This is a genomic window from Mesobacillus jeotgali (assembly GCF_002874535.1).
GTDB lineage: Bacteria > Bacillota > Bacilli > Bacillales > Cytobacillaceae > Mesobacillus > Mesobacillus jeotgali.
In genome coordinates this window covers 2,703,490-2,724,923 of record NZ_CP025025.1, presented here as the reverse complement: position 1 = coordinate 2,724,923, position 21,434 = coordinate 2,703,490, and the positions used below count along the sequence as shown (strand labels likewise).

Sequence of the window (21,434 nt, the reverse complement as noted above, 5' to 3'; positions counted from 1 at the left end):
TGAAAGAAGAGGTGTCACTATGGAAAAAAGCAATCATGAGCTTGCTACATTTGCCGGAGGCTGTTTCTGGTGCATGGTCAAGCCGTTTGATGAGCAGCCGGGGATTGTCAGTGTTGTTTCCGGCTATACGGGAGGCACGACTGAGAATCCTACATATGAGCAGGTTTGCAGCGAGACAACCGGTCATTATGAAGCAGTGCAAATCACATTCGATCCAGATATTTTTCCTTATGAAAAACTGCTGCAATTATACTGGCAGCAAATAGACCCAACAGACCCCGGAGGTCAGTTCTACGATAGGGGGCAGTCATACCAAACTGCGATTTTTTATCATAATGAAGAGCAAAAACAGTTAGCGGAAGAATCGAAAAAGAAGCTTGGGGAGAGCGGGGTATTTAAAAAGCCCATCGTAACTCCAATTCTGCAAGCTAAACCATTTTATCCTGCAGAAACATACCATCAGGATTATTATAAGAAAAACCCAGATAGATATAATGCTTATCATGTTGGTTCAGGACGTTCAACTTTTATCAGGAATCATTGGGGGGAAAAGAAATGATGAAAAAAGATCCAGATGAGTTAAAGAAAAAACTGACTCCTATGCAGTATGAGGTAACGCAAAATAACGGGACAGAACCACCGTTCAGGAATGAATATTGGAATGACCTAAGAGAGGGAATATATGTCGATGTCATCTCAGGAAAGGCATTGTTTAGTTCCAGAGATAAATATGATGCAGGATGCGGCTGGCCGAGCTTCACTAAGCCGATTATGGATGAAGAAATAATTGAAAAACAAGATACGAGCCATTTTATGGTCAGGACAGAGGTCCGGAGCAAAACAGCAGATTCCCATTTGGGCCACGTGTTTGACGATGGCCCGGGAGAGAATGGGCTGCGATATTGCATTAATTCGGCTGCTTTGAGATTTGTTCCGAAAGAAAAAATGGAAGAAGAAGGGTATGGAGAATACCTCAAGCTGTTTCAGGACGAATCAAAGCTTTAAAAAGGAAGGGATGATAGTTATGCTTAAAAAGCTATTCGGGAAAAAGGAAGAACCGGTGAAAACAATACAGCTTGTAGCACCAATTACAGGGAATGCAGTAGCGGTAAGTGCAGTTCCGGATCCTGTTTTTTCAGAAAAAATGATGGGGGATGGCTTGGCGATTGAACCGTCAGAGGGAGTTGTCGTTTCGCCGATCGATGGTGAAATCATGCAGGTTTTCCCCACTAAGCACGCGGTCGGAATCAGGGCGAAAAACGGGGCAGAGATATTGATTCATATTGGATTGGAGACTGTTTCCCTCAAGGGAGAAGGGTTCGAAACGCATGTGAAGCAAGGTGATACAGTGAAGGCCGGGGATAAGCTAGTGACCTTTGATATGGGAATCATCAGCGAAAAGGCAAAGAGTACGGTAACACCAATCATTATCACCAACACAGATCAAGCTGCCTCTTTGAGGGTTTTGACAGAAGGTGATGTCGAAAAGGGTGCGACACCAATCCTTGAGGTGACGTTTGAATAGTGGAGACTCTTTTTTCGGGATGCTCAGCAGAAAGAAGATCACCAGAAAACAACGATATAGGCAAAAATGAAAACAGCCGCTAATTCAGCGGCTGTTTTCATTAACAGACTTTTGTCCATTAGAGGAAGTCATTCCACCAGAGAGGATGAATTTCATTGCATCTTCTGGCTTGACATCAATGATTTCCACCTCGGTCTTGGGGATCAGCAAAGTGAATCCTGCTACCTGGAACGTTTGAGGCACGTAAACAGCAACATGCTCAGACAATGGCTCATGGAACGCCTTTAGATTTTCTGTAGTAATGAAGCCGAGACTCTTCATATTGGTACCAGGAATCGTAACCAAGGCGACCTTGGAAAACGACTTTTTCTCACCAAGAAAGGAATGGACCGTATCCTTTATAACAGAATAAACCGTCTTTACGAAAGGAGTTTTTTCCAATAGCCTGTCAATTAGCTTGATGAAACTTCCGGTGATGAATCGGGTGGACAACCATCCCAGAATGGTGATAAGGACAATGGTCGTCAGAAGGCCGATACCCGGAATGTATCTTTCCTGCAAATATGGCTTCAGAACATTACCAAGAAGGCTGTCCAAAAACATGAATGTTTTATAAGTGACATAGATAACGAGAATGATCGGGACTATTGTAAGGATCCCATTAATGAAATTCTTCAGTACACTTTTCATAGTAAACTCCTTATTCAAAACATATGGAAGTATCATACACTTTTTAACTGGATTTTTCTATGATTAATTTTTCTTATCCTTGGCGACGATTATCGATGAAATCTGAATGACTGACTTTTCGTTGGTATTATTTAGGGATGAGTTTTCTGCTGTTTCAAACCGGACAGTGTGCCGGCCATTATCCAGACCGCTTGCGACATAAAGATACCTTTCACGAGTAAAAGGCCACCAGGTGGAAAGTGTCCTGACATACTCCCCGTCAATATAAACCCTAAGCTTTCCACCGTCCAGGCTTCGAATGGCCTTTACACCAAGAATGGAGCCATCGAAGCTGTACTCTAGATAATCTCCAGGTCTTTTGCTTATATTTATTCCATTTTCACTCCTGAATCCTTTGCTTGCAGTTACGAGTTTTTTTTCATACAAGTGCAAAGTTTGATCCCTGGTCAATGGCTTTGGCAGACTGGCAATCTCGGCATCTATTTCGATATTATTCTTGATCAGTTCAAGTATAGAGGTTGCGTACAACTGATATCCCCTGCCGTTAGGATGTACAGTATCTGTCGTAAGCTGTTCTGTGAGCATCCCTGATTGCTTGAAGGGAACGCGCATGTCCAGTGTTTTTGCTCCGTAATGGGTGGATAATCTATTAATTGCATCAGCAAATTGTTCTTGTTTTAAAGGACTTTCGATGATGGTGATGATTTCTGAGCCAGGGTAACGCTCCTTTGCATTTCGGATTAATTTTTCGTAAAAAAAAGTAAACTGTTCAGAGTTCATGTATTTACGGTCATTTTCGCCAAAAACTATAAAGACGAGATCAATGTCCTGGAATTTCGGAGACTTCTGCAGTTTATATATTCCTTCAAAGGAGGTTGCTCCGCTTTGAACAAGCATATTTCTTCTTGCCCGGGATCCGCTGAAATCCTTAAGAAGCACCTCTAACTGGCTGTACCAGCGCAAGTCCTTATTCTCTGCGCCAGCACCCCGGCCAATGCTGTCTCCGATTATCAAATAATTAAACGATGAACCAGAGCCGATTTTTTCATATACTGTTAAATCCTTGGAAAGGTAATGTTCTGACTGTATCGCTAAAAAAGAAATAACTGCGGCGGTAATGAAAACTATACTGTAAATTTTTTTAGCGCTGAATTTCATTTTTGTTGATATCCCTCCGGAAAATAAGATCTCTATTTCCATTTTAGACGCTTTTTCTGAATCATTGAAATGAAATTTTCATTCTTGCATTATTATTAGGACTTTAGTGGAAAGCCACATCCGAGCTCAAAGAGCATTTTTTTAAATCGGGAAATTTCAAAAAATAGGCTAATGCACAAACGGGTCAAGTACCCATATCATACCGTAAAGGGAAAGCAATTCAAAAACAAACGAGGAGTGGTTTTTAATGTACGGATACGATAATGCCCCAATGCCAGTAAATGCTCCAGCAGCTGTTCAAGGTACTATGTGCCATGGCGGATACCCATATGCAGGAGTAGCCGGTGCAGGATACGGCTACGGCGGTTTTGCACTGATTGTAGTGCTGTTCATTTTGTTAATCATCATCGGTGCATGCTGCAGCTATAACTGGTAAGAACGAAAACTGAGATAAAATAACTTGAGAGGTTGCCCGACAGAGGCAGCCTCTTATTTTGTTCATAAAACACGAACATTAAAACGGTTATTTTAAATTATAGTTCGTTATTTTAGTTGACTCTCCGGCTTTCATTTGTTATATTTACCAATGGTTAAGCAAAAAACTGATTGGCGGGGGATGCTGTATGAATACAAACTATGATGTGATTGTCGTTGGAGCAGGTCCGGCAGGTATTTTTACTTGTTATGAATTATCTTTGAAGATGCCTGAAGCGAAAGTCTTGCTTGTTGATAAAGGCCACGATATTTATCGGAGGAACTGCCCAATTTTACAAAAGAAGATTGAAAAATGTCCGCCAGCAGCAGGGAAGAAGGATTTTGCCGGTTGCCTGCCGGCATGTTCGATTACGAATGGGTTTGGCGGTGCTGGAGCCTATTCTGATGGGAAGTTTAATATTACAAGTGAATTCGGCGGATGGATGACGGATTACCTACCTGATTCAAAGGTTGTCGAATTAATTAAATACGTAGATGAAATCAATCTCAACCATGGCGCAACCGAAAGCATAACCGACCCGATGACAGATAAGGTCCGTGAAATTGAGAGAAGAGGATATGCCGCCGGACTGAAACTTCTGAGGGCACAGGTTCGCCATCTTGGTACTGAACAGAATCTTGAGATTTTAAAGAATATTTTTGAGTACTTGAAAGATAAGGTCGATATGGCGTTCAAGACGGAAATCCAGGATTTGATTACGGAAAGAACACCGGAAGGCCATAAAGTCACAGGTGTTGAGCTTAGGAACGGCGAGAAAATTTTTGCTGAAAAAGTTGTTGTTGCGCCTGGCCGTGATGGCTCCAAATGGCTGACACAGCTTATGAAAAAACGAAGGCTTAAGATGATCAATAACCAGGTCGATATTGGTGTTCGGGTTGAAACTTCCAATGTCGTCATGGAGGAAATAAATGAACATTTATACGAAGGTAAATTTATTTTCAATACTTCCGTAGGGACTAGTGTGAGAACATTCTGCAGCAATCCATCTGGACATGTTGTCGTCGAAAACCATTCAGGCATCATGCTTGCAAATGGTCATGCTTACAAAGATCCTAATCTGGGCAGCAGCAATACCAACTTCGCTTTGCTTGTATCACATACATTTTCTGAGCCGTTTGACAAGCCCAATGAATATGCTCATGAAATCTCCAGGCTGGCAAACAGCCTTTCAAATGGCGGTCTAATCGTTCAGAAATACGGTGATATTTTAAAAGGGCGGAGATCAACGGAAAAAAGGATCAAAGAAGGATTCTTAGAACCGACTATGAAGGAAGCCGTTCCAGGAGATTTAGGACTCGTCCTTCCGTATAACACGCTTAAGAGTTTGATAGAAATGACGGAAGCGCTCAACCAGGTTACTCCAGGCCTTGCTTCAGAACATACTTTGTTTTACGGAGTGGAGGCGAAATTCTATTCCGCAAGGCCAAAGTTGAATGACAGGTTTGAAACAGAAATCAGCGGCCTGTATGTTGGAGGAGACGGTGCCGGTATCACAAGAGGACTGGCACAGGCTAGCGCATGCGGAGTATGGATTGCGACCGACATAATCGAAAAATCGAGGACAGTCCGAAAAGCGGAGCCTGCACTCGTTTAAAGATGCTTACACTCTTCCTCATCTTTGATAGAATAAAACTATATATAGAAGAGGCGGGGAGATTATGTTTGCACCTAAATTAGTGCCAGGGGACGAAATAAGAGTCGTCGCACCAGCGACCAGCATGATTATTTTAAAAGAGGCTCAGGTTGACTTGGCTGTCGAGAGGCTTACTAAGCTGGGCTTCAATGTGACATTCGGAAAAAACGCAGATGCCCATGATGAGTTTTTCAGTTCTTCGATAGCAGAAAGAATCGAGGACTTGCATGATGCTTTTGCAGATCCAAATGTAAAAGGAATCCTGACTGCAATTGGCGGCTATAATTCTAATCAATTGCTAAAATATATTGATTTTGACTTGATTGCTGCAAACCCAAAGATTTTTTGCGGATATAGTGACATTACAGCATTGCAGCTGGCAATCTATCAGAAAACTGGTCTCGTGACCTATTCAGGGCCCCATTTCTCAAGCTTCGGCGTGAAGCATGGACTCGAATATACGATGGATTCGTTTTTGCAGGCAGTAACTAATGATGCACCATATGAGATCGTTCCATCTAAAACCTGGTCTGACGATGCGTGGTATCTCGACCAGGAGAATCGGACATTTCACGAACAAAATGGCTATCTGATACTCCAGGAAGGAGAAGCCGAGGGGAAACTGATCGGCGGTAACCTCTGTACAATGAACCTGCTGCAGGGTACGGAATTCATGCCTTCCCTGAAGGATAGCATCCTTTTCATTGAGGATGATGAGGAAAGCCATTCCAGGAGCTTTGACAGGGACCTGCAATCGCTGCTCCACCTGCCTGATGCTGATTCAATTAAAGCTCTTTTGATAGGCCGTTTCCAAAAGAACTCCAATATTACCGAAGAGGCATTAAGAAAGATTATTTCCAGTAAGGAAGAACTGCGGAAGATACCGATCATTGCAAATGTCAACTTTGGTCATGTCCAACCTTTTGCGACTTTGCCAATCGGGGCATTCGCAACAGTAAAAGCAGCTGATGGCCAAACAGAGATATTTATTGAACAAAAAGAATAAGGTTATACACTTTCGATGGCACCTATTATAGGTGTCTTTTTCTTTTGGTGTATTGCTGAGTGTAGAACCTGAGTTTGAAAAGTGGCTGCTGGGAAGGTGAAAATGAATAAGACTTATTAGCTATCCGAAGCAGGTCAGTGTTCGGACAAAATTGCCGGAGGAAGAGCGGAAGTTGTCCGAAGTCACCCCGGGTTCGGACAAAATTTCCGATGGAAGAGAGGAAGTTGTCCGAAGTCACCTCAGGTTCGGACAAAAAAGCCGGCTGAAGAGCGGAAGTTGTCCGAAGTCACCCCATGTTCGGACAAAAAAGCCGGCCGGAGAGCGGAAGTTGTCCGAAGTCACCCCATGTTCGGACAAAAAAGCCGGCGGGAGAGCGGAAGTTGTCCGAAGTCACCCCAGGTTCGGACAAAATTTCCGATGGAAGAGCGAAAGTTGTCCGAAGTCACCCACGATCTAGGCCATAGATTTCTCAAATCCCCCATGTAATTCCCCGACTAGTTTCATAAATACTTACCCCCCGCATTTTCCATGAACACCCAATCGCACAAAAAATACCTTTTCCAATAAGGCGGAATTTTTTAAACGGCAAGAAAGATTCCCGTTTTCGTTTCATACACTTTACAGAATGTCCATTTAATTTTAATTGCGGTGAATGGAGTGAATTTATGAAGCCGTCCTACTTGATTAAACCTGCCCTGGATGAGAGCTATCCAGAGATTGATTATGGTAAAGGTGTCTTTCTTTTTGACAAAGAGGGCAAGAAATATCTCGATGCTGCATCCGGGGCTGTCACGGCAAATATTGGGCACGGAGTTCCTGAAATTATCCTGGCAATGCATGAACAGTCCAAACGGGTGTCTTTTGTTTATCGCTCCCAATTCACCAGTGAGGCAGCAGAAAAGCTGGCGGAAAAACTTGCTGATGCTTTGCCGGGGGATCTAAATTGGAGTTTCTTTGTGAACAGCGGTTCCGAGGCAACCGAAACGGCGTTGAAAATTGCGATTCAGTACTGGCAAGAGAAAGGGATTAAGACAAAAACTAAAATTCTATCAAGATGGATCAGTTACCATGGGATTACTCTTGGTGCTCTTTCAATGTCAGGACATCCAGGGAGAAGGGCAAGGTTTGTTCCGTTGCTTGAGGAATTCCCATCGATTTCACCTCCATATTGCTATCGCTGTCCATATCAAAGCACGGCACCTGAATGCGGATTTTTATGCGCGATGGAGCTTGATGGAGCGATAAAGCGAATCGGTTCTGACCATATTGCCGGGTTTATTGCAGAACCGGTGATTGGTGCTGCTGGAGGCGCGATTGCTCCCCCAGAAGGTTACTACGAAGTTATTAAAAAGATATGTGACGAAAACAATATATTATTCATTGCGGATGAGGTCATGACAGGATTTGGCCGAACAGGGCCGATGCTGGCATCTGAACACTGGAATATCATTCCCGATATTGTCGCGCTCGGTAAAGGAATGGGCGCAGGGTATGCCCCAATTGCCGCGACGGTCGTCAGTGATCACGTCATGGAGCCAATCATGCACGGATCTAAATCGATTATGAGCGGCCATACACTTAGCGCAAATCCACAATCATGTGCCGCTGCTCTGGCGGTATTGGAATACCTCGAGAACAATGACATTTTAAGTGATGTGGAATCAAAGTCAGTTTACCTTAAAAATAAACTTGATCAGTTAAAGAAACAGTTTGAATTTATAGGAGATGTACGGGGAAAAGGTTTGCTGCTTGGTCTTGAATTTGTCAGAATGCCAGGTGCAAAGATTCCGTTCGAACGAAGTATGAAGCTAACTGAGCTAGTTGTCAAAGCGGGAAGGGATCAAGGAATATTGCTGTATCCTGCCGGCGCCGGCCTGGATGGAATGTCAGGGGACGCAGTAATTATCTCCCCTCCGTTGACAATCACCAAGCGCGAGATTGACGAGTTAATAATCTTGCTGAAGGCAACATTCATTGAAGTATATAGAATACTGGGATTTCCTTATGAAAATGGAGTTGAGAAATAGATGGAAAATCCATTCGGAAAAATAGCGACACTTGTGCAGGCAATGGAGCATTTTTATGACGGAATGACCTTGATGTTTGGAGGTTTTGGTGGAGTAGGATCTCCTCCTGACCTGATTGACGGCATTCTCAAAAAAGAAATAAAAAATCTAGTGCTGATTGGAAATGATACAGGTTTCCCTGAAATTGGCATCGGGAAAATTGTCAGCCGGGGAAAGGCAAGAAAAGTCATCGCCTCCCATATTGGGTCGAATCCTATAGCTGGCGAACTCCTGACAAGGGGCGAAATGGAGGTCGAGTTCTCACCACAGGGGACTCTGACGGAACGCATCAGGGCTGGCGGAATGGGACTTGGGGCTATTTTGACAGATGTAGGCGTTGATCACGAATTTGTTGCCAAAGGCAAAAAAAGAATGAACTTGAACGGCAAAGAGTATCTGATTGAGACAGCATTGACTGCAGAGGTATCAATTGTTTATGCCAAAAAGGCAGACCCTTACGGAAACCTTGTCTACGATAAAAGTGCTCGGAATACAAATCCGCTCGTGGCGATGGCTGGAAATTTCACGATTGCGGAAGCTGAGGAGATTGTACCTCTTGGCAGTCTGGATCCCGAAGAAATCGTGACACCAGGTGTATTTGTCGATATGGTTATTCCTTCTGGAGGGGTGAATTGGCAATGGGCATGGGAATAGATGTCAGAAATAGGATGGCCCGACGAGCAGCCGAAGAAATCATACCAGGCATGGTTGTGAACCTGGGAATAGGGATTCCTTCTCTAGTACCAAACCACCTTTCAAGAGAAACGAGGGTGATGTTCCATGCCGAAAATGGAATTATTGGGATGGGGAAGTCGCCTGAGAAGGGGCTGGAGGATGAAAACCTGTGTAATGCTGGCGGTTTCCCAGTTACGGTCATGGAAGGTTCCTCTTATTGTGATAGTTCAGTAGCATTCGGAATGATTCGGAGAGGCAGGGTAGACCTTACCATTCTCGGTTCCTTGCAGGTTAGCCAAAAAGGAGACCTGGCGAATTGGATCGTTCCCGGCAAAAAGGTGCCCGGCATGGGTGGAGCGATGGAACTGGCACAAAAAGCAGGAAAAGTAGCGGTATTGATGAACCATACAGACAAAAATGGTGTACCTAAAATAATGGAATCGTGCACATTGCCTCTGACCGCTGAAAAATGTGTCGACATTATTATCACGGATCTCGCAGTTTTTAAAATACATGAAGAATTCTTGCTTCTGTCTGAACTTTTTGCGCCACATACTGTAACTGAAGTTACTGCTAAAACCGCGTGCGATTTTTCAATCGTCGAGGATATCCGGATTATTGAATATTAAAGGGGCTGATATCGTGCAATCTGCTGGGCAAAAGGTGAGAAATTACATTAAGGAAAGCAGAATAAGAGGGACACGGCTTTTGCAAAAATTAGTCCAGGAAGCAAGTACAAGAGGTAATGAAAGTGGTGCACAGGCGGTCATTATTGAAAAATGCCGTGAGCTGGGACTGGAAATGGATATTTGGGAAATTGGGAATAGCGGATTGACTGTTCACCCGGCGTTTTGTTCTGACCGAAAAGATTTCAATGGAAACCCGAATGCTGTAGGAATATTGAGGGGAACTGGTGGAGGCAGGTCGATGATCCTTAATGGTCATATCGATGTTGTTCCAGCAGGCGACCCAAAAGATTGGGATAAAGATGCTTTTAGCGGACACATTGAATGCGGCAAGTTGTTTGGCAGAGGTTCGACAGATATGAAGGGTGGCACAACTTCACTGCTCATGGCAATGGAGGCAATAAAAAATTCAGGAATAAAGTTAAAGGGCGATGTCATTTTTCAGAGTGTGATTGAAGAAGAAAGTGGTGGAGCGGGCACACTTGCCACAGTCCTGCGCGGTTATAAAGCGGATGCTGCAATCATCCCTGAACCTACGAATATGAAGCTTTTTCCAAAGCAACAAGGGTCGATGTGGTTCAGGATTTCAGTAAAAGGAAAAGGGGCGCATGGCGGAACGAGGTATGAAGGTGTCAATGCAATTGAGAAAGCGATGCTAGTGATTGATAGACTGAGAAGCTTGGAGTCTCAGAGAAATGAAAGAATCACAGATCCGTTTTTTGAGAGTATACCCATTCCTATTCCTATTAATATCGGAAAAATCAATGCCGGAGACTGGCCATCATCTGTACCTGATTTAGCGGTCATTGAGGGCAGGATGGGGGTGGCACCTAATGAAACACAGGAAGCGGCAAAGCGTGAAATGTATGAAGCTATTGTCGATGTCTGCAGCGAAGATTCCTGGTTGAAAGAAAATATGCCTGAACTTGAATGGTTTGGTGCAAGTTGGCTGCCAGGCGACCTGGATCCGGAACATGAGCTGATTCATGTCCTCTCCGAAAGCTTTAAGGAAATTAAGGAACAGTCTCCATTAATCGAAGCATCTCCATGGGCTACAGATGGCGGCATCCTTTCCAAGGTCGGGGGAGTGCCTGTAGTGGTATTTGGACCGGGGGTAACGGAAACGGCACATCAGGCGAATGAATACATCAAGCTGGAAGATGTTTTCGAAGCGGCAGAAATCATTGCACTGGCACTGCTTAGATGGTGTGAAATCAGCGAATAAGCCCGTTAACGCAGATGAAAAAACAGATTCCGGGATTTAAAGAGTTATTTCAAAGTCCAGTCTCAAAGAGCATAGATACCTATATTATAAAGCGGACCTGAAAATGCGAATAAGGATGAGGGGGAGTCAAAAAGTGGGAGATATCAAGATAAGGACGGCCATTCCTGGTCCAAAGGCAATGAAATTGCTGGAAAGAAAAGAAAAGAATGTTCCTGTTGGACCGTTCAATACAATCAAGTCGTTTGCGGAAAGAGGCGAAGGTGCATTATTGACGGATGTCGATGGAAACACATTCATCGATTTTGCGGGTGCAATTGGCACACTGAATGTAGGTCACTGTCCACCTGAGGTTGTAAGCGCACTTCATGAGCAGATCGACCGCTATCTTCACCCTTGCTTCCATGTGATGATGTATGAACCTTATATAGAATTGTCGGAGTTGCTTAATAAAATCACCCCAGGGACTCATGATAAAAAAACTTTTTTCCTTAGCAGCGGAGCTGAAGCGGTAGAGAATGCGATTAAAATAGCCAGGAAGTTTTCAGGACGGAAAGGAATCATTTCATTTGAACGAGGCTTTCATGGAAGGACCTATATGGCAATGTCCCTGACTAGCAAGGTTAAACCATATAAGTACCAGTTCGGACCATTCGCACCAGAAACATATAAATGGCCGTACCCCGTGTATTCTCAAGAAAAAGCCATGGAACCTGATGAACTCGATGCATTTATGCTGAAAAGGTTTGAGACCTTTTTCCTTAGCGAGGTTCCTGGTACCGAAATTGCGGCGGTCATAATGGAACCGATCCAGGGTGAAGGAGGTTTTAATATTCCATCCAAGAGCTTTGTTCAAGGTGTGAAGAGGATTTGTGAACAGTATGGCATTCTTTTTATTGCGGATGAAATTCAAACCGGTTTTGGCAGGACAGGGAAGATGTTTGCGATGGAGCATTACGATGTCGTTCCTGATTTGATGACAATGTCCAAATCGATTGCTGCCGGGCTGCCAATCAGTGCGGTAACAGGAAAGGCTGAAATTATGGATTCTGCAGGTATAGGGGAAATTGGCGGAACCTTTGGCGGAAGTCCTCTTGGTTGTGTAGCGGCAATAGAAGTCGTTAAAATGATAGAAGAACAGAAACTTCTTGATAGGGCGAACCTGTTCGGCGAGAAGTTTCAGGAAAGGTTCGGCGAGCTGGCAGACTGTTTCCCGGAGATTGGTGATATCCGTTCTTTAGGAGCTATGTGTGCGATTGAGTTTTTCGATAATAATGATCAACCTAACGGACAAATCGTAAGGGAAATTCTTGCGAAAGCACATCAGCGAGGATTAATTTTAATGAGTGCTGGTCTTTATGGGAATGTAATCAGGCTTTTAGCTCCTCTGGTTATAACAGATGATCAAATTGAGGAAGGCTTCAATGTACTTGAATCAGTAATCACTGAATGCTGCCAGAGGTAGGAGGGGAAGAAAATGAAACAGAGTTTATGGATTAACGGAGAGAACGTGGAAACAGAAAAATATCGTCCGCTTTCAAATCCTTTTAATGGACAGAATATTGCCGATGTATCAGAGGCAAGCAAGGAAGATGTAACAAGAGCGATTGATGCAGCTGCCGGAGCGGCAAGACAAATGGCAGATATGGATGCCCATAAGCGTTCCGATATCCTTCGGCGAGTGGCTGAATTAATCCAGGAGGACAGGGAAGAATGTGCCAGGCTTATCGCTGAGGAATCCTCCAAACCGTTGAAAGCCGCTCGTGGTGAAGTGGACCGTACGATCATGACCTATACATTTGCATCAGAAGAGGCCAGGAGGCTCCATGGCGAAACAATCCCGATGGATGCGGCTCCTGGAGGCGAGGGAAGAGTGGCCTATACTGTAAGGGAACCGCTGGGAGTAATTGCTGCAATCACACCTTTCAACTTTCCGATGAACCTGGTGGCCCATAAGGTCGGTCCAGCAATCGCTGCAGGAAATACAGTAGTCCTTAAGCCAGCCAGTCAGACGCCGTTATCCGCCTATAAAATTGCTTCCTATTTCCATCAGGCAGGACTTCCTGCGGGTGCTTTAAATGTAGTGACTGGCAGCGGAAAAAATGTTGGCGATGTGCTGGTTGACGATGACCGGGTAAAAATGGTCACTTTTACTGGCAGTCCTGAAGTGGGGAAGCACCTCCGTGAAAATGCAGGATTAAAACGTGTCACACTTGAACTCGGATCTAACTCAGCGTTGATTGTCGATGAAGGAACCGACCTGAACAAGGTGATGCCAAGAGTCGTTACGGGAGCCTTTTCAAATCAGGGCCAGGTTTGCATTTCTATCCAGAGAATTTTCGTCCACGAAAAGATCTCTGATGAATTTGTATCTTTGTTTATTGAAGAAGCTGGCAAACTGAAAGTGGGAGATCCACTGGATGAGCAAACAGATTTAGCTGCAATGATCAGCGAAAATGATGTGACAAGAGCAAAGGCCTGGATCCAGGACGCGGTGGAGAATGGAGCGGAGCTGGTATATGGCGGAGAGAGTGAAAGACAAATTCTGAAGCCAACTGTGCTGCTAAATGCCCAGCGCACTGATAAAATTTCCTGTGAGGAAGTATTCGCTCCCGTTGTCCATATCAACACCTTCAAAGAATTCGATGATGCAATTGAACAGGTTAATGACTCAAAGTTCGGGCTGCAGGCAGGAGTCTATACAAATGATCTTCAAAAAGCCTTTAAAGCAGCGAAAAACCTCCATGTTGGCGGTGTGATGGTCAATGATATTCCGACATTCCGTGTTGATCATATGCCTTATGGCGGTGTCAAAATGAGCGGGACCGGCAGAGAAGGTATTAAATACGCTTTGGAAGAGATGACTGAACTTAAGCTTGTATCAATCAAACTAGATTGAACTCTCAGCCTGGCCTAAAGCCAGGCTTTTCACACGATAGGAATATTAAAAGGGGGCAAGATGATGCATTTAGGTAAAACAATGGTTTTATCCGAAAAGGAGTATAACATGACCGTTTATCTTGATAAACAGAATAAACGAGTCAGGGTAGAAGACTATTTAGGGAGTTTATCAAATGTGATAGATCGAGCTGAAGAGCTTGTAGAGAGTGAAAAGGCTGACAAACTGATCATCAAGGGAAGAAGAGAACATTTTACGCAGCTGCTTGAACGAGGTTTCAGTTTTGAGGCAAGCATCGAAGGATTTTTCCTGGGCTCTGATTGTGTGTTTTTTTCGAAGTTTTTCAGTGACGAGAGGCGGACTTCCCCACACTGGGTCCAAGAGGACGGAATCATTAAAAGTGTTTACCATTTGGCAGAACCGGCACAGAAACTTAGTCCTCCAAAAGATTACGTTTTAAAAAAAATGACCGAAACTGATGCTGCAGGTTTATCTGCTTTATACAAAGCAGTTTTCCAAATTTACCCCACACCGTTGAATGATCCAGATTATATCGTCAAAACAATGAAAGAAGGAAGTATTTATTACGGTTTTGTCCATGATGGCCAGATCGTAAGCGCGGCATCAGCAGAAGTGAACTTTTTTTATAAAAATGCTGAGATGACTGATTGTGCAACATTAAAAGAGCACAGGAAGCATGGGCTGATGAAGGTGCTGCTGGCCCGCCTTGAGGATGAATTAATTGAAAATGGCGTTTATTGCTCATACTCCATCGCCAGGGCTTTATCATTCGGGATGAACGCAGCACTGTATCAATTGGATTATGCATATCGTGGCAGGCTGGTGAACAATGTATATATCTATGATAAAATTGAAAACATGAATGTTTGGGTAAAAGATTTGGTAAAACCGCCAAATTTTGGGCAGTGATAAGACAGTTTTTCGGCACTCTGTCATATACTTAATATGGGGGTGTGATGAGATTGAATTCAGTATCAAATGTAACCCAAGAAATCTTGAGCGCAATATTGAAGTGCATCGACGAGGCGATTCATGTCGTGAATACAGAAGGCATAACCATTTTTTATAATGAAGTTGCTGCCAAGCACGATGGACTGGGAATCAGCGAAGTGGTTGGGAAGCCCCTCCTGAATGTATTCCCTTCACTGAACAATCAGTCCAGCACTCTATTGAAAGTGATTGAAACGAAGAAGCCAATCTATAATGAAACCCAGTCCTTCGTCAATTTGCATGGGCGGAAAATCGACACTGTCAATACAACACTGCCAATCTTCGTACAGGGAGAATTGATTGGAGCAGTCGAAATTGCAAAGGATTATTCCCAGATCAAGCAGCTTTCTGAACGTCTGGTCGAAATTCAAAAAAGTCTTAAGCATCGTGGCGGGAAAGCCATTAAACAGCAAGCAGGCTATACCTTCAGTGATCTAATTACAAATAATAAGCATTTCATGATAATTAAAAAGAAGGCAGAGAAACTGGCAAAATCAGATTCTCCGATTCTTGTGTATGGGGAAAGCGGGACCGGCAAGGAGCTATTCGTCCAATCCATCCATAACGCCTCCAGTCGGGCAGCGGGACCTTTCATAGCGCAAAACTGTGCGGCTATACCGGAAAACCTGCTTGAAAGCATTCTGTTTGGTACATCAAAGGGGAGCTATACAGGAGCAGTGGACAGGCCGGGACTGTTCGAGCTCGCTAATGGTGGCACACTTTTCCTTGATGAGCTGAATTCGATGCCGTTCGACCTTCAGGCCAAGCTGCTTCGTGTCATTGAAGATGGTGCTGTCAGAAGAATCGGCAGTTCGAATGTCATTTCTGTTAACGTCAGGGTGATTTCTGCGATGAATGTTTACCCTACTGTGGCAATGGAAGCAAACCAGCTGAGGACGGATCTATTTTACCGTCTTAATGTATTGACATTCGAACTGATGCCCTTAAGACAAAGGAAAGAAGACATCCTTTATTTGTCTGATATCTTCATCAGTCAATATAACAAGCAGCTGAGGAAGCATGTTTCTGGTCTGGATGAACAAGTAAAAGCCATTTTTCTTAATCACCAATGGCCAGGTAATGTCAGGGAACTGAAGCATACTATTGAATACATGATGAATGTGTGTGAAGGCAGTATGCTGAATGGCCAAGACCTTCCGATGATGATGAAAAACATCCAGGCAGATCCCAATGAAGAACCACGTACTTCCTTTGTTTTGAGAGAGAATCTAAAGGAGCTTGAAATTCAATTAATCAATGATGCGTTGGATGCTTCTGGCGGAAATGTCCAGAAAGCAGCGGTCCTCCTCGACATTCCAAGACAAACACTTCAATATAAAATAAAAAAATTGAATATATGACCCTTTTTAATCTGCCGAATATTCAGCAGGTTATTTTCTTTTATCCGGATTCTGTGTAAAGAATCCTTCTTAACCCCTTGCAGGTAGCTGGATTAATCGAATTCAGAATAATCCGTCACTTATGGCACGGAACTTGCATTATAAATAGCTATAAGAATAGCTAGGGGGAATTGGGATGAAACAGACATTATATAAGCCTTCGAGACATTGGAAGGATATTGAGCTTTGGAAGGACGTTACTGATGAGCAATGGAATGACTGGCTATGGCAGCTTACAAATACCATCAGGACCCTGGATGATTTGAAGAAGGTCATTAATCTAACACCTGAAGAAGAAGAGGGTGTAAGGATCTCGACGAAAACAATCCCGTTGAATATAACACCTTACTATGCTTCATTAATGAATCCGGATGATCCTCGCTGTCCGATCAGAATGCAGTCAGTGCCAATCTCCAAGGAAATCCACAAAACGAAATACGATCTTGAAGACCCGCTTCATGAAGACGAAGATTCACCAGTACCTGGTTTAACACATAGATATCCCGATAGGGTGCTTTTCCTTGTGACCAACCAATGCTCAATGTATTGCCGCTACTGCACACGCAGAAGATTTTCCGGACAAATCGGCATGGGGGTTGCGAAGAAGCAGCTTGATGCCGCAATCAATTATATCAGGAATACTCCTGAGGTCCGCGATGTATTGATATCAGGCGGTGATGGCCTGCTGATCAACGATAATATTCTTGAATATATCTTAAAGAACCTGAGAGAAATTGACCATGTTGAAATCATCAGGATTGGCACAAGGGCACCAGTCGTTTTCCCGCAGCGCATCACAGAGAATCTTTGTTCAATCCTCAAAAAATATCATCCAATCTGGCTGAACACACATTTCAACACATCAATTGAAATCACCGAAGACTCGAAGCGAGCCTGTGAAATGCTAGCCAACGCAGGTGTTCCGGTTGGAAACCAATCCGTCATACTGGCAGGCATCAATGACAGTGTCCCGATTATGAAAAAGCTTATGCATGACCTCGTAAAAATCCGTGTCCGACCTTACTATATATACCAATGTGACCTGTCAGAAGGTATCGGCCATTTCCGTGCACCGGTCACAAAGGGGCTTGAGATTATTGAAGGATTAAGAGGGCATACGTCCGGCTACGCAGTCCCGACAGTATTTTTTATAGGAAGTATAAAAATAACTTTACCTGCTTATACTTTTTTAATAAAAAGGCATAAGAGGTTTTTTTTATGGAAAAAACAAGATTTCACAAACATGTAGCAATCTATTTAAGAATCAGCCAGGAGAAAAGAAATGAAAACGAAGAAACACTAAAGAACCATAGGGAGATTCTGGTGGAACATGCCAAGGCTATTAATTGTACATATGATATTTATGGTGAAGTAATTAGTGGTGGTAAATCTAACATTGAAGACAGGTTAGAACTTCAGAGGCTATTTAATAATATTGAAAATTATGATGCGATCTTATGTATTGAGCTTTCGCGCTTATCAAGAAATGGACTCATTTCTCAAACGGTTAAACAATATTGTATGGATTTTGATAAACCCATTATTACTCCATTCTATGAATACGACCTTGCAAATAATGAAAATGACCGATTAATGTTTGATTTAGGAAGTTTGATTGCTAGCCATGAACATGGTGTTATTGGCAAGCGCAGTAAAATAAACAAAATACAGATGTCTAAAGCAGGCTTACATGTTAGTGGAAATGTCCCGTTTGGGTATGTTAGAAATAATGAAACCAAGAAGCTAGAGATAAATGATAAGGAAGCTAAAATTGTTAGGTATATATTTGACTTGCATTCAAGTGGTTTAGGCAGTTTTAAAATAAGGGAAATTTTAAATAAAGAAGGATATAAAACAAAAAAGAACAATCACTTTGAATTACCTACAATAAAAAGAATAATAAAAAATCCAGTGTATAAAGGAACCATTGTATTTAATGATAGGAAAAGGAAAAAGAAAGATGGTAAGTTTGTGTATGAAATTGTAGAAACCATTGTAGTGGATAAAGCTCACCCTTGGATTATATCACCTGAAGAGTGGGAAAGAGCTAATCAGGATTGTCTTGAAAGAGCAAAGAATGCAAGACAATTTAGAGAAAAACCTGCAATCAAAACAGGATATACTATGTTAAAAGACTTGATTTATTGTGGCGTTTGTGGCAGAAAAATGACAATTAGGAAAGATAATAAAAATACAAGTACTTATACTATAAAACGCTGTGAATATTTACTAATTGGTGGAGAAAAATGCCAAAACTGTGGAATTAAATTAGAATTCGTAGAAAATGAAGTGTACGATGAACTACAAGAATATAAAAATAAATTGACGGAAAGTCTCAGGATGATTCAGCTAAACGATGAGACTAAATTAAAAAATCAACTAACTGAAAGGCTTGTAAAGGTTGAAAAGAAGTTAAAAGATGTTTTAAGACAACAGAAGCGACTAATAGACTTTGCTGTTGAGGGAATCTTTACAACTGAACAGATAAGAGAAAAGAAGCAAGAGTTATTAACTCTACAGCAGAACTTAGAGAAAGAGAAAAAGGATTTATTAAATGAAATTAATAATCCATCATTTGAAAATATCACAAAAAATATACAAGGCGTTATTCATTCGATAGAAAACCTTAAAAATATGAATACTGTAGAAGTAAATCAAACTCTTAAAACATTTATAAAAAAGATATTTTATACCAGAGTTATTCCAGCAGAATTATTGGTGAAATCCACACAGAATAAACAGAGAAGGTACTACCCGTATCAGCTTGAATTTGAATACAAAAAATAGCTATTTAAAATGAGCTATTCAAAAATTAGTTAACAATAAATTAAAACTGTAGGCATCTCGTCTTTTTGAGATACCTACAGCCTAATTCACCAAGGTAATTTGATGTTATTGTATATTTCCTCGTTTTCTGGTATATATAACTCAAAGTTCCTAATGTAGTTTGGTTCAATATAAGTTCTAGTGGACGATAGAGCAATGTGATTTAACAATTGTTGAATGGTAGTTATTAACGCACCCGATTCAAACATCATTGTTCCAAAACTATGTCTCATGGAGTGAACCCTAACTTTGGGAAGATTCGCAAAAGTTAGGTATGAATTTAGTAGTTTATTTACGGAATCATAAGTTAAGCCGGGAAAAAGTTTATCACTATGTGATAGGTGATTTTCTATGCAATATTTTTGTATTTGCTTACCAACACCATGTCTTAAAATTAAATAGTGTGATCGCTTGTTTTTTGTTTCTTTTAGAAAGATTAGATCATTGTCGAAATCTATGTTTTCGACAGTGGCATTCAATATTTCATTTTTTCTAGAGCCAGTTGATAATAATAGAATGAAAAGTAGTAAATCTCTTTTTAAATTACAACTGTGTTTGATTATACTTCGTAAAAGCCTAATAATTTCATGCCGATTGAGTATTCTCGGTGGAATCCTCGATGGTTTATAATTTTTTAATTTAAATTCAATTTCCATCATTACATTATCAAAAGCATAGTTCTTAAATAAATATTTAAAGAAACTTTTAAGTGCAGCGTGACAAGTTGATAGCCAAGAATACCCTTTATCAGTTCTAGAAAATAAGAACTGATCTAATAAAGTAGAATTAATGGGTAGAAACCGTACAGTTTTACCGTTTACATCAATCAGTTCAAATATTTGTTCTAAATGCAATTCACCATATTTTTGTTCGGTTAATTCGGATAGATATTGACCAAAATGCTCCAGTTTGTCTTTATAAGCTTCTTTAGTTTTCTTCGTAAAATTTGTGCATAGAAGAAATTTATTAATTTCCTTAACATATGGTTCCATTTCTAATTTTTTGACTCCTTTTAAAAAATTTCATTAAGCAGAGCTTCCATAGGGAATGGATAATTTTTCATTACTTGTTCCTTTAAATCAATAGGAAGAAGTTGAGTATAAATTGCAGTAGTTGCCGGATTTGTATGCCCCAGTAACTGAGAAAGGAATTGAATTTCCATTCCAGCTTTTAAGCAATTCACAGCAAATGTATGCCTGAACGAATGAGTCGTAAAGTAACTTTCATTAATATTTGCATCTTTAAAAATATTACTTATTTGATATTGAAGAGACCTATTAGAGATCCGCTTCTTTCTAACATTATCCTCGTCCCGTGAAAATAGAAAACCATTGCAATTCTCCTTATTAGTTAAGCCAGTTTCATCTAAATAGTTAATTAAGTGTTTTTTAGTCTCAGGGTATAATGTGACAATTCTTGTTTTGTCACCTTTACCTTTTACAAAGATAATGTCATTATCAAAATGAATATCTTTAATTTTAATATTAGTTGTTTCACTAATTCTGCACCCAGTAAGTAACATAAAATATATCATAGAATACCATCGGTAACCGTATGTTCTCCTATAAGCATGTTTTAATATTGACTTAACCTGTTTATTGTTAAAATACCTGGGGAGTAATTTAGTTTTATTAAAATCAAATCTAACTGATAGGTCTTTGTCAACATATTCAACAATATATGCATACTTAAATAGCTTTCTAATAATTGCAGTATATTTATTAATTGTATAATCCGATAATTTTTCTTTCTCTTCGTTTTCTATTATGTCAACTTCCTTTTCCTCCTTAGTTTGATTATTGGAACTTCTCCTTGCCTTCAAAGTAGAAAAGAATCTTAGAAGCATCACTTCATTAAATTGGTCCAAAGCTAAATTTGGATCAATTTCATCGTTAACATATTCTTTAATTCTATTTATGAAATTCAGGTATGTTACCAGTGTAGTTTCACTTCTTTTTTTATTTTCAACTTGCAATGTTAAATTTTCTATAAAATCATCCGCTACCTTTAAAAAAGTAACCTTTGACGAGTTTTTTTGCGTTGTATATGCACTTGTTAGTGACATTAAAGTCTCCATGGTAATCCCTAACTCATTACATACCTGTTCATAATCTATATTGGATTGTATCTTTAAGGACACG

The 21,434-nt window shown here is 41.3% G+C and carries 19 protein-coding genes and 1 pseudogene; 16 read left to right on the top strand and 4 right to left on the bottom strand.

Annotated elements, in window-relative coordinates; all coding sequences use genetic code 11:
* Positions 1 to 19 precede the first annotated feature (19 nt).
* Genes msrA through CD004_RS13825 form a run of 3 tightly spaced genes read left to right on the top strand, consistent with a single transcriptional unit; the run spans position 20 to position 1,525 of the window.
* Positions 20 to 559: a peptide-methionine (S)-S-oxide reductase MsrA gene (gene msrA, locus CD004_RS13835; RefSeq protein ID WP_102263302.1), complete on the top strand. Its 540-nt coding sequence runs from the start codon at positions 20 to 22 to the stop codon at positions 557 to 559.
* A complete protein-coding gene (msrB, locus tag CD004_RS13830; RefSeq protein WP_404809834.1) occupies positions 556 to 1,005 on the top strand; it encodes a peptide-methionine (R)-S-oxide reductase MsrB in 450 nt (149 codons plus the stop codon). Before msrA ends, msrB begins: the two co-directional genes overlap by 4 nt.
* A gap of 19 nt (positions 1,006 to 1,024) precedes the next feature.
* Complete coding sequence (locus tag CD004_RS13825) at positions 1,025 to 1,525, top strand: PTS sugar transporter subunit IIA (protein ID WP_102263301.1); 501 nt, start codon at positions 1,025 to 1,027, stop codon at positions 1,523 to 1,525.
* 84 nt (positions 1,526 to 1,609) lie between these two features.
* Here the strand turns inward: CD004_RS13825 and CD004_RS13820 are convergent, their stop codons facing one another.
* Both CD004_RS13820 and CD004_RS13815 read right to left on the bottom strand, forming a co-directional pair.
* On the bottom strand, positions 1,610 to 2,215 hold the full coding sequence (locus CD004_RS13820) for a DUF502 domain-containing protein (RefSeq protein WP_102263300.1): 606 nt from the start codon (positions 2,213 to 2,215) through the stop codon (positions 1,610 to 1,612).
* Positions 2,216 to 2,278: 63 nt separating this feature from the next.
* On the bottom strand, positions 2,279 to 3,373 hold the full coding sequence (locus CD004_RS13815; protein ID WP_102263299.1) for an SGNH/GDSL hydrolase family protein: 1,095 nt from the start codon (positions 3,371 to 3,373) through the stop codon (positions 2,279 to 2,281).
* A gap of 271 nt (positions 3,374 to 3,644) precedes the next feature.
* Between CD004_RS13815 and CD004_RS13810 the strand changes: the two genes are divergently transcribed.
* The 13 genes and pseudogenes from CD004_RS13810 to CD004_RS13750 all read left to right on the top strand — a co-directional run bounded on the left by CD004_RS13810 (position 3,645) and on the right by CD004_RS13750 (position 19,254).
* Positions 3,645 to 3,809, top strand: a complete 165-nt coding sequence (locus CD004_RS13810; RefSeq protein ID WP_404809847.1) for a YjcZ family sporulation protein — start codon at positions 3,645 to 3,647, stop codon at positions 3,807 to 3,809.
* A 187-nt stretch (positions 3,810 to 3,996) separates the two neighbouring features.
* A complete protein-coding gene (locus CD004_RS13805; protein WP_102263298.1) occupies positions 3,997 to 5,463 on the top strand; it encodes an NAD(P)/FAD-dependent oxidoreductase in 1,467 nt (488 codons plus the stop codon).
* Between the two features lie 64 nt (positions 5,464 to 5,527).
* On the top strand, positions 5,528 to 6,508 hold the full coding sequence (locus tag CD004_RS13800) for a S66 family peptidase (RefSeq protein ID WP_102263297.1): 981 nt from the start codon (positions 5,528 to 5,530) through the stop codon (positions 6,506 to 6,508).
* Between the two features lie 665 nt (positions 6,509 to 7,173).
* Positions 7,174 to 8,535 (top strand): aspartate aminotransferase family protein, encoded by a 1,362-nt coding sequence (locus tag CD004_RS13795; RefSeq protein ID WP_102263296.1) that lies wholly within the window; start codon positions 7,174 to 7,176, stop codon positions 8,533 to 8,535.
* Complete coding sequence (locus CD004_RS13790; protein WP_102263295.1) at positions 8,536 to 9,228, top strand: CoA transferase subunit A; 693 nt, start codon at positions 8,536 to 8,538, stop codon at positions 9,226 to 9,228.
* Positions 9,213 to 9,878 (top strand): 3-oxoacid CoA-transferase subunit B, encoded by a 666-nt coding sequence (locus tag CD004_RS13785; protein WP_102263294.1) that lies wholly within the window; start codon positions 9,213 to 9,215, stop codon positions 9,876 to 9,878. The genes CD004_RS13790 and CD004_RS13785 overlap by 16 nt, the downstream gene beginning before the upstream one ends.
* Positions 9,879 to 9,891: 13 nt before the next feature.
* On the top strand, positions 9,892 to 11,160 hold the full coding sequence (locus CD004_RS13780) for a peptidase (protein ID WP_102265108.1): 1,269 nt from the start codon (positions 9,892 to 9,894) through the stop codon (positions 11,158 to 11,160).
* Between the two features lie 115 nt (positions 11,161 to 11,275).
* The gene (gabT, locus tag CD004_RS13775; protein WP_102265107.1) at positions 11,276 to 12,622 is read left to right on the top strand and encodes a 4-aminobutyrate--2-oxoglutarate transaminase; all 1,347 of its coding nucleotides are present in this window, start codon (positions 11,276 to 11,278) and stop codon (positions 12,620 to 12,622) included.
* A gap of 12 nt (positions 12,623 to 12,634) precedes the next feature.
* Positions 12,635 to 14,056: an aldehyde dehydrogenase family protein gene (locus CD004_RS13770; RefSeq protein ID WP_102263293.1), complete on the top strand. Its 1,422-nt coding sequence runs from the start codon at positions 12,635 to 12,637 to the stop codon at positions 14,054 to 14,056.
* A 60-nt stretch (positions 14,057 to 14,116) separates the two neighbouring features.
* The gene (gene ablB, locus CD004_RS13765; protein WP_102263292.1) at positions 14,117 to 14,986 is read left to right on the top strand and encodes a putative beta-lysine N-acetyltransferase; all 870 of its coding nucleotides are present in this window, start codon (positions 14,117 to 14,119) and stop codon (positions 14,984 to 14,986) included.
* A 47-nt stretch (positions 14,987 to 15,033) separates the two neighbouring features.
* On the top strand, positions 15,034 to 16,428 hold the full coding sequence (locus CD004_RS13760; RefSeq protein ID WP_102263291.1) for a sigma-54 interaction domain-containing protein: 1,395 nt from the start codon (positions 15,034 to 15,036) through the stop codon (positions 16,426 to 16,428).
* Between the two features lie 175 nt (positions 16,429 to 16,603).
* Positions 16,604 to 17,608 (top strand): annotated as a pseudogene (kamA, locus tag CD004_RS13755) (lysine 2,3-aminomutase); the annotation flags it as partial.
* Positions 17,609 to 17,685: 77 nt separating this feature from the next.
* Positions 17,686 to 19,254, top strand: coding sequence for a recombinase family protein (locus tag CD004_RS13750; RefSeq protein ID WP_102263290.1), 1,569 nt, complete (start codon positions 17,686 to 17,688; stop codon positions 19,252 to 19,254).
* Positions 19,255 to 19,340: 86 nt separating this feature from the next.
* Here CD004_RS13750 and CD004_RS13745 read toward each other — a convergent pair whose 3' ends face one another.
* Both CD004_RS13745 and CD004_RS13740 read right to left on the bottom strand, forming a co-directional pair.
* Complete coding sequence (locus CD004_RS13745; protein WP_102263289.1) at positions 19,341 to 20,285, bottom strand: tyrosine-type recombinase/integrase; 945 nt, start codon at positions 20,283 to 20,285, stop codon at positions 19,341 to 19,343.
* A 20-nt stretch (positions 20,286 to 20,305) separates the two neighbouring features.
* Positions 20,306 to 21,433, bottom strand: coding sequence for a tyrosine-type recombinase/integrase (locus CD004_RS13740; RefSeq protein WP_102263288.1), 1,128 nt, complete (start codon positions 21,431 to 21,433; stop codon positions 20,306 to 20,308).
* Position 21,434 lies beyond the last annotated feature (1 nt).

Excerpts from the sequence above, each read along its gene's own strand:
- CD004_RS13800 (WP_102263297.1), top strand. The coding sequence starts at position 5,528 with ATGTTTGCACCTAAATTAGTGCCAGGGGACGAAATAAGAGTCGTCGCA.
- CD004_RS13825 (WP_102263301.1), top strand. The coding sequence starts at position 1,025 with ATGCTTAAAAAGCTATTCGGGAAAAAGGAAGAACCGGTGAAAACAATA.
- CD004_RS13745 (WP_102263289.1), bottom strand. The coding sequence starts at position 20,285 with ATGGAACCATATGTTAAGGAAATTAATAAATTTCTTCTATGCACAAAT.
- CD004_RS13820 (WP_102263300.1), bottom strand. The coding sequence starts at position 2,215 with ATGAAAAGTGTACTGAAGAATTTCATTAATGGGATCCTTACAATAGTC.
- gabT (WP_102265107.1), top strand. The coding sequence starts at position 11,276 with ATGAGGGGGAGTCAAAAAGTGGGAGATATCAAGATAAGGACGGCCATT.
- CD004_RS13805 (WP_102263298.1), top strand. The coding sequence starts at position 3,997 with ATGAATACAAACTATGATGTGATTGTCGTTGGAGCAGGTCCGGCAGGT.
- CD004_RS13770 (WP_102263293.1), top strand. The coding sequence starts at position 12,635 with ATGAAACAGAGTTTATGGATTAACGGAGAGAACGTGGAAACAGAAAAA.
- ablB (WP_102263292.1), top strand. The coding sequence starts at position 14,117 with ATGATGCATTTAGGTAAAACAATGGTTTTATCCGAAAAGGAGTATAAC.
- CD004_RS13750 (WP_102263290.1), top strand. The coding sequence starts at position 17,686 with ATGGAAAAAACAAGATTTCACAAACATGTAGCAATCTATTTAAGAATC.
- CD004_RS13810 (WP_404809847.1), top strand. The coding sequence starts at position 3,645 with ATGCCAGTAAATGCTCCAGCAGCTGTTCAAGGTACTATGTGCCATGGC.
- CD004_RS13795 (WP_102263296.1), top strand. The coding sequence starts at position 7,174 with ATGAAGCCGTCCTACTTGATTAAACCTGCCCTGGATGAGAGCTATCCA.
- msrB (WP_404809834.1), top strand. The coding sequence starts at position 556 with ATGATGAAAAAAGATCCAGATGAGTTAAAGAAAAAACTGACTCCTATG.
- CD004_RS13785 (WP_102263294.1), top strand. The coding sequence starts at position 9,213 with ATGGGCATGGGAATAGATGTCAGAAATAGGATGGCCCGACGAGCAGCC.
- CD004_RS13760 (WP_102263291.1), top strand. The coding sequence starts at position 15,034 with ATGAGATTGAATTCAGTATCAAATGTAACCCAAGAAATCTTGAGCGCA.
- CD004_RS13815 (WP_102263299.1), bottom strand. The coding sequence starts at position 3,373 with ATGAAATTCAGCGCTAAAAAAATTTACAGTATAGTTTTCATTACCGCC.
- CD004_RS13790 (WP_102263295.1), top strand. The coding sequence starts at position 8,536 with ATGGAAAATCCATTCGGAAAAATAGCGACACTTGTGCAGGCAATGGAG.
- msrA (WP_102263302.1), top strand. The coding sequence starts at position 20 with ATGGAAAAAAGCAATCATGAGCTTGCTACATTTGCCGGAGGCTGTTTC.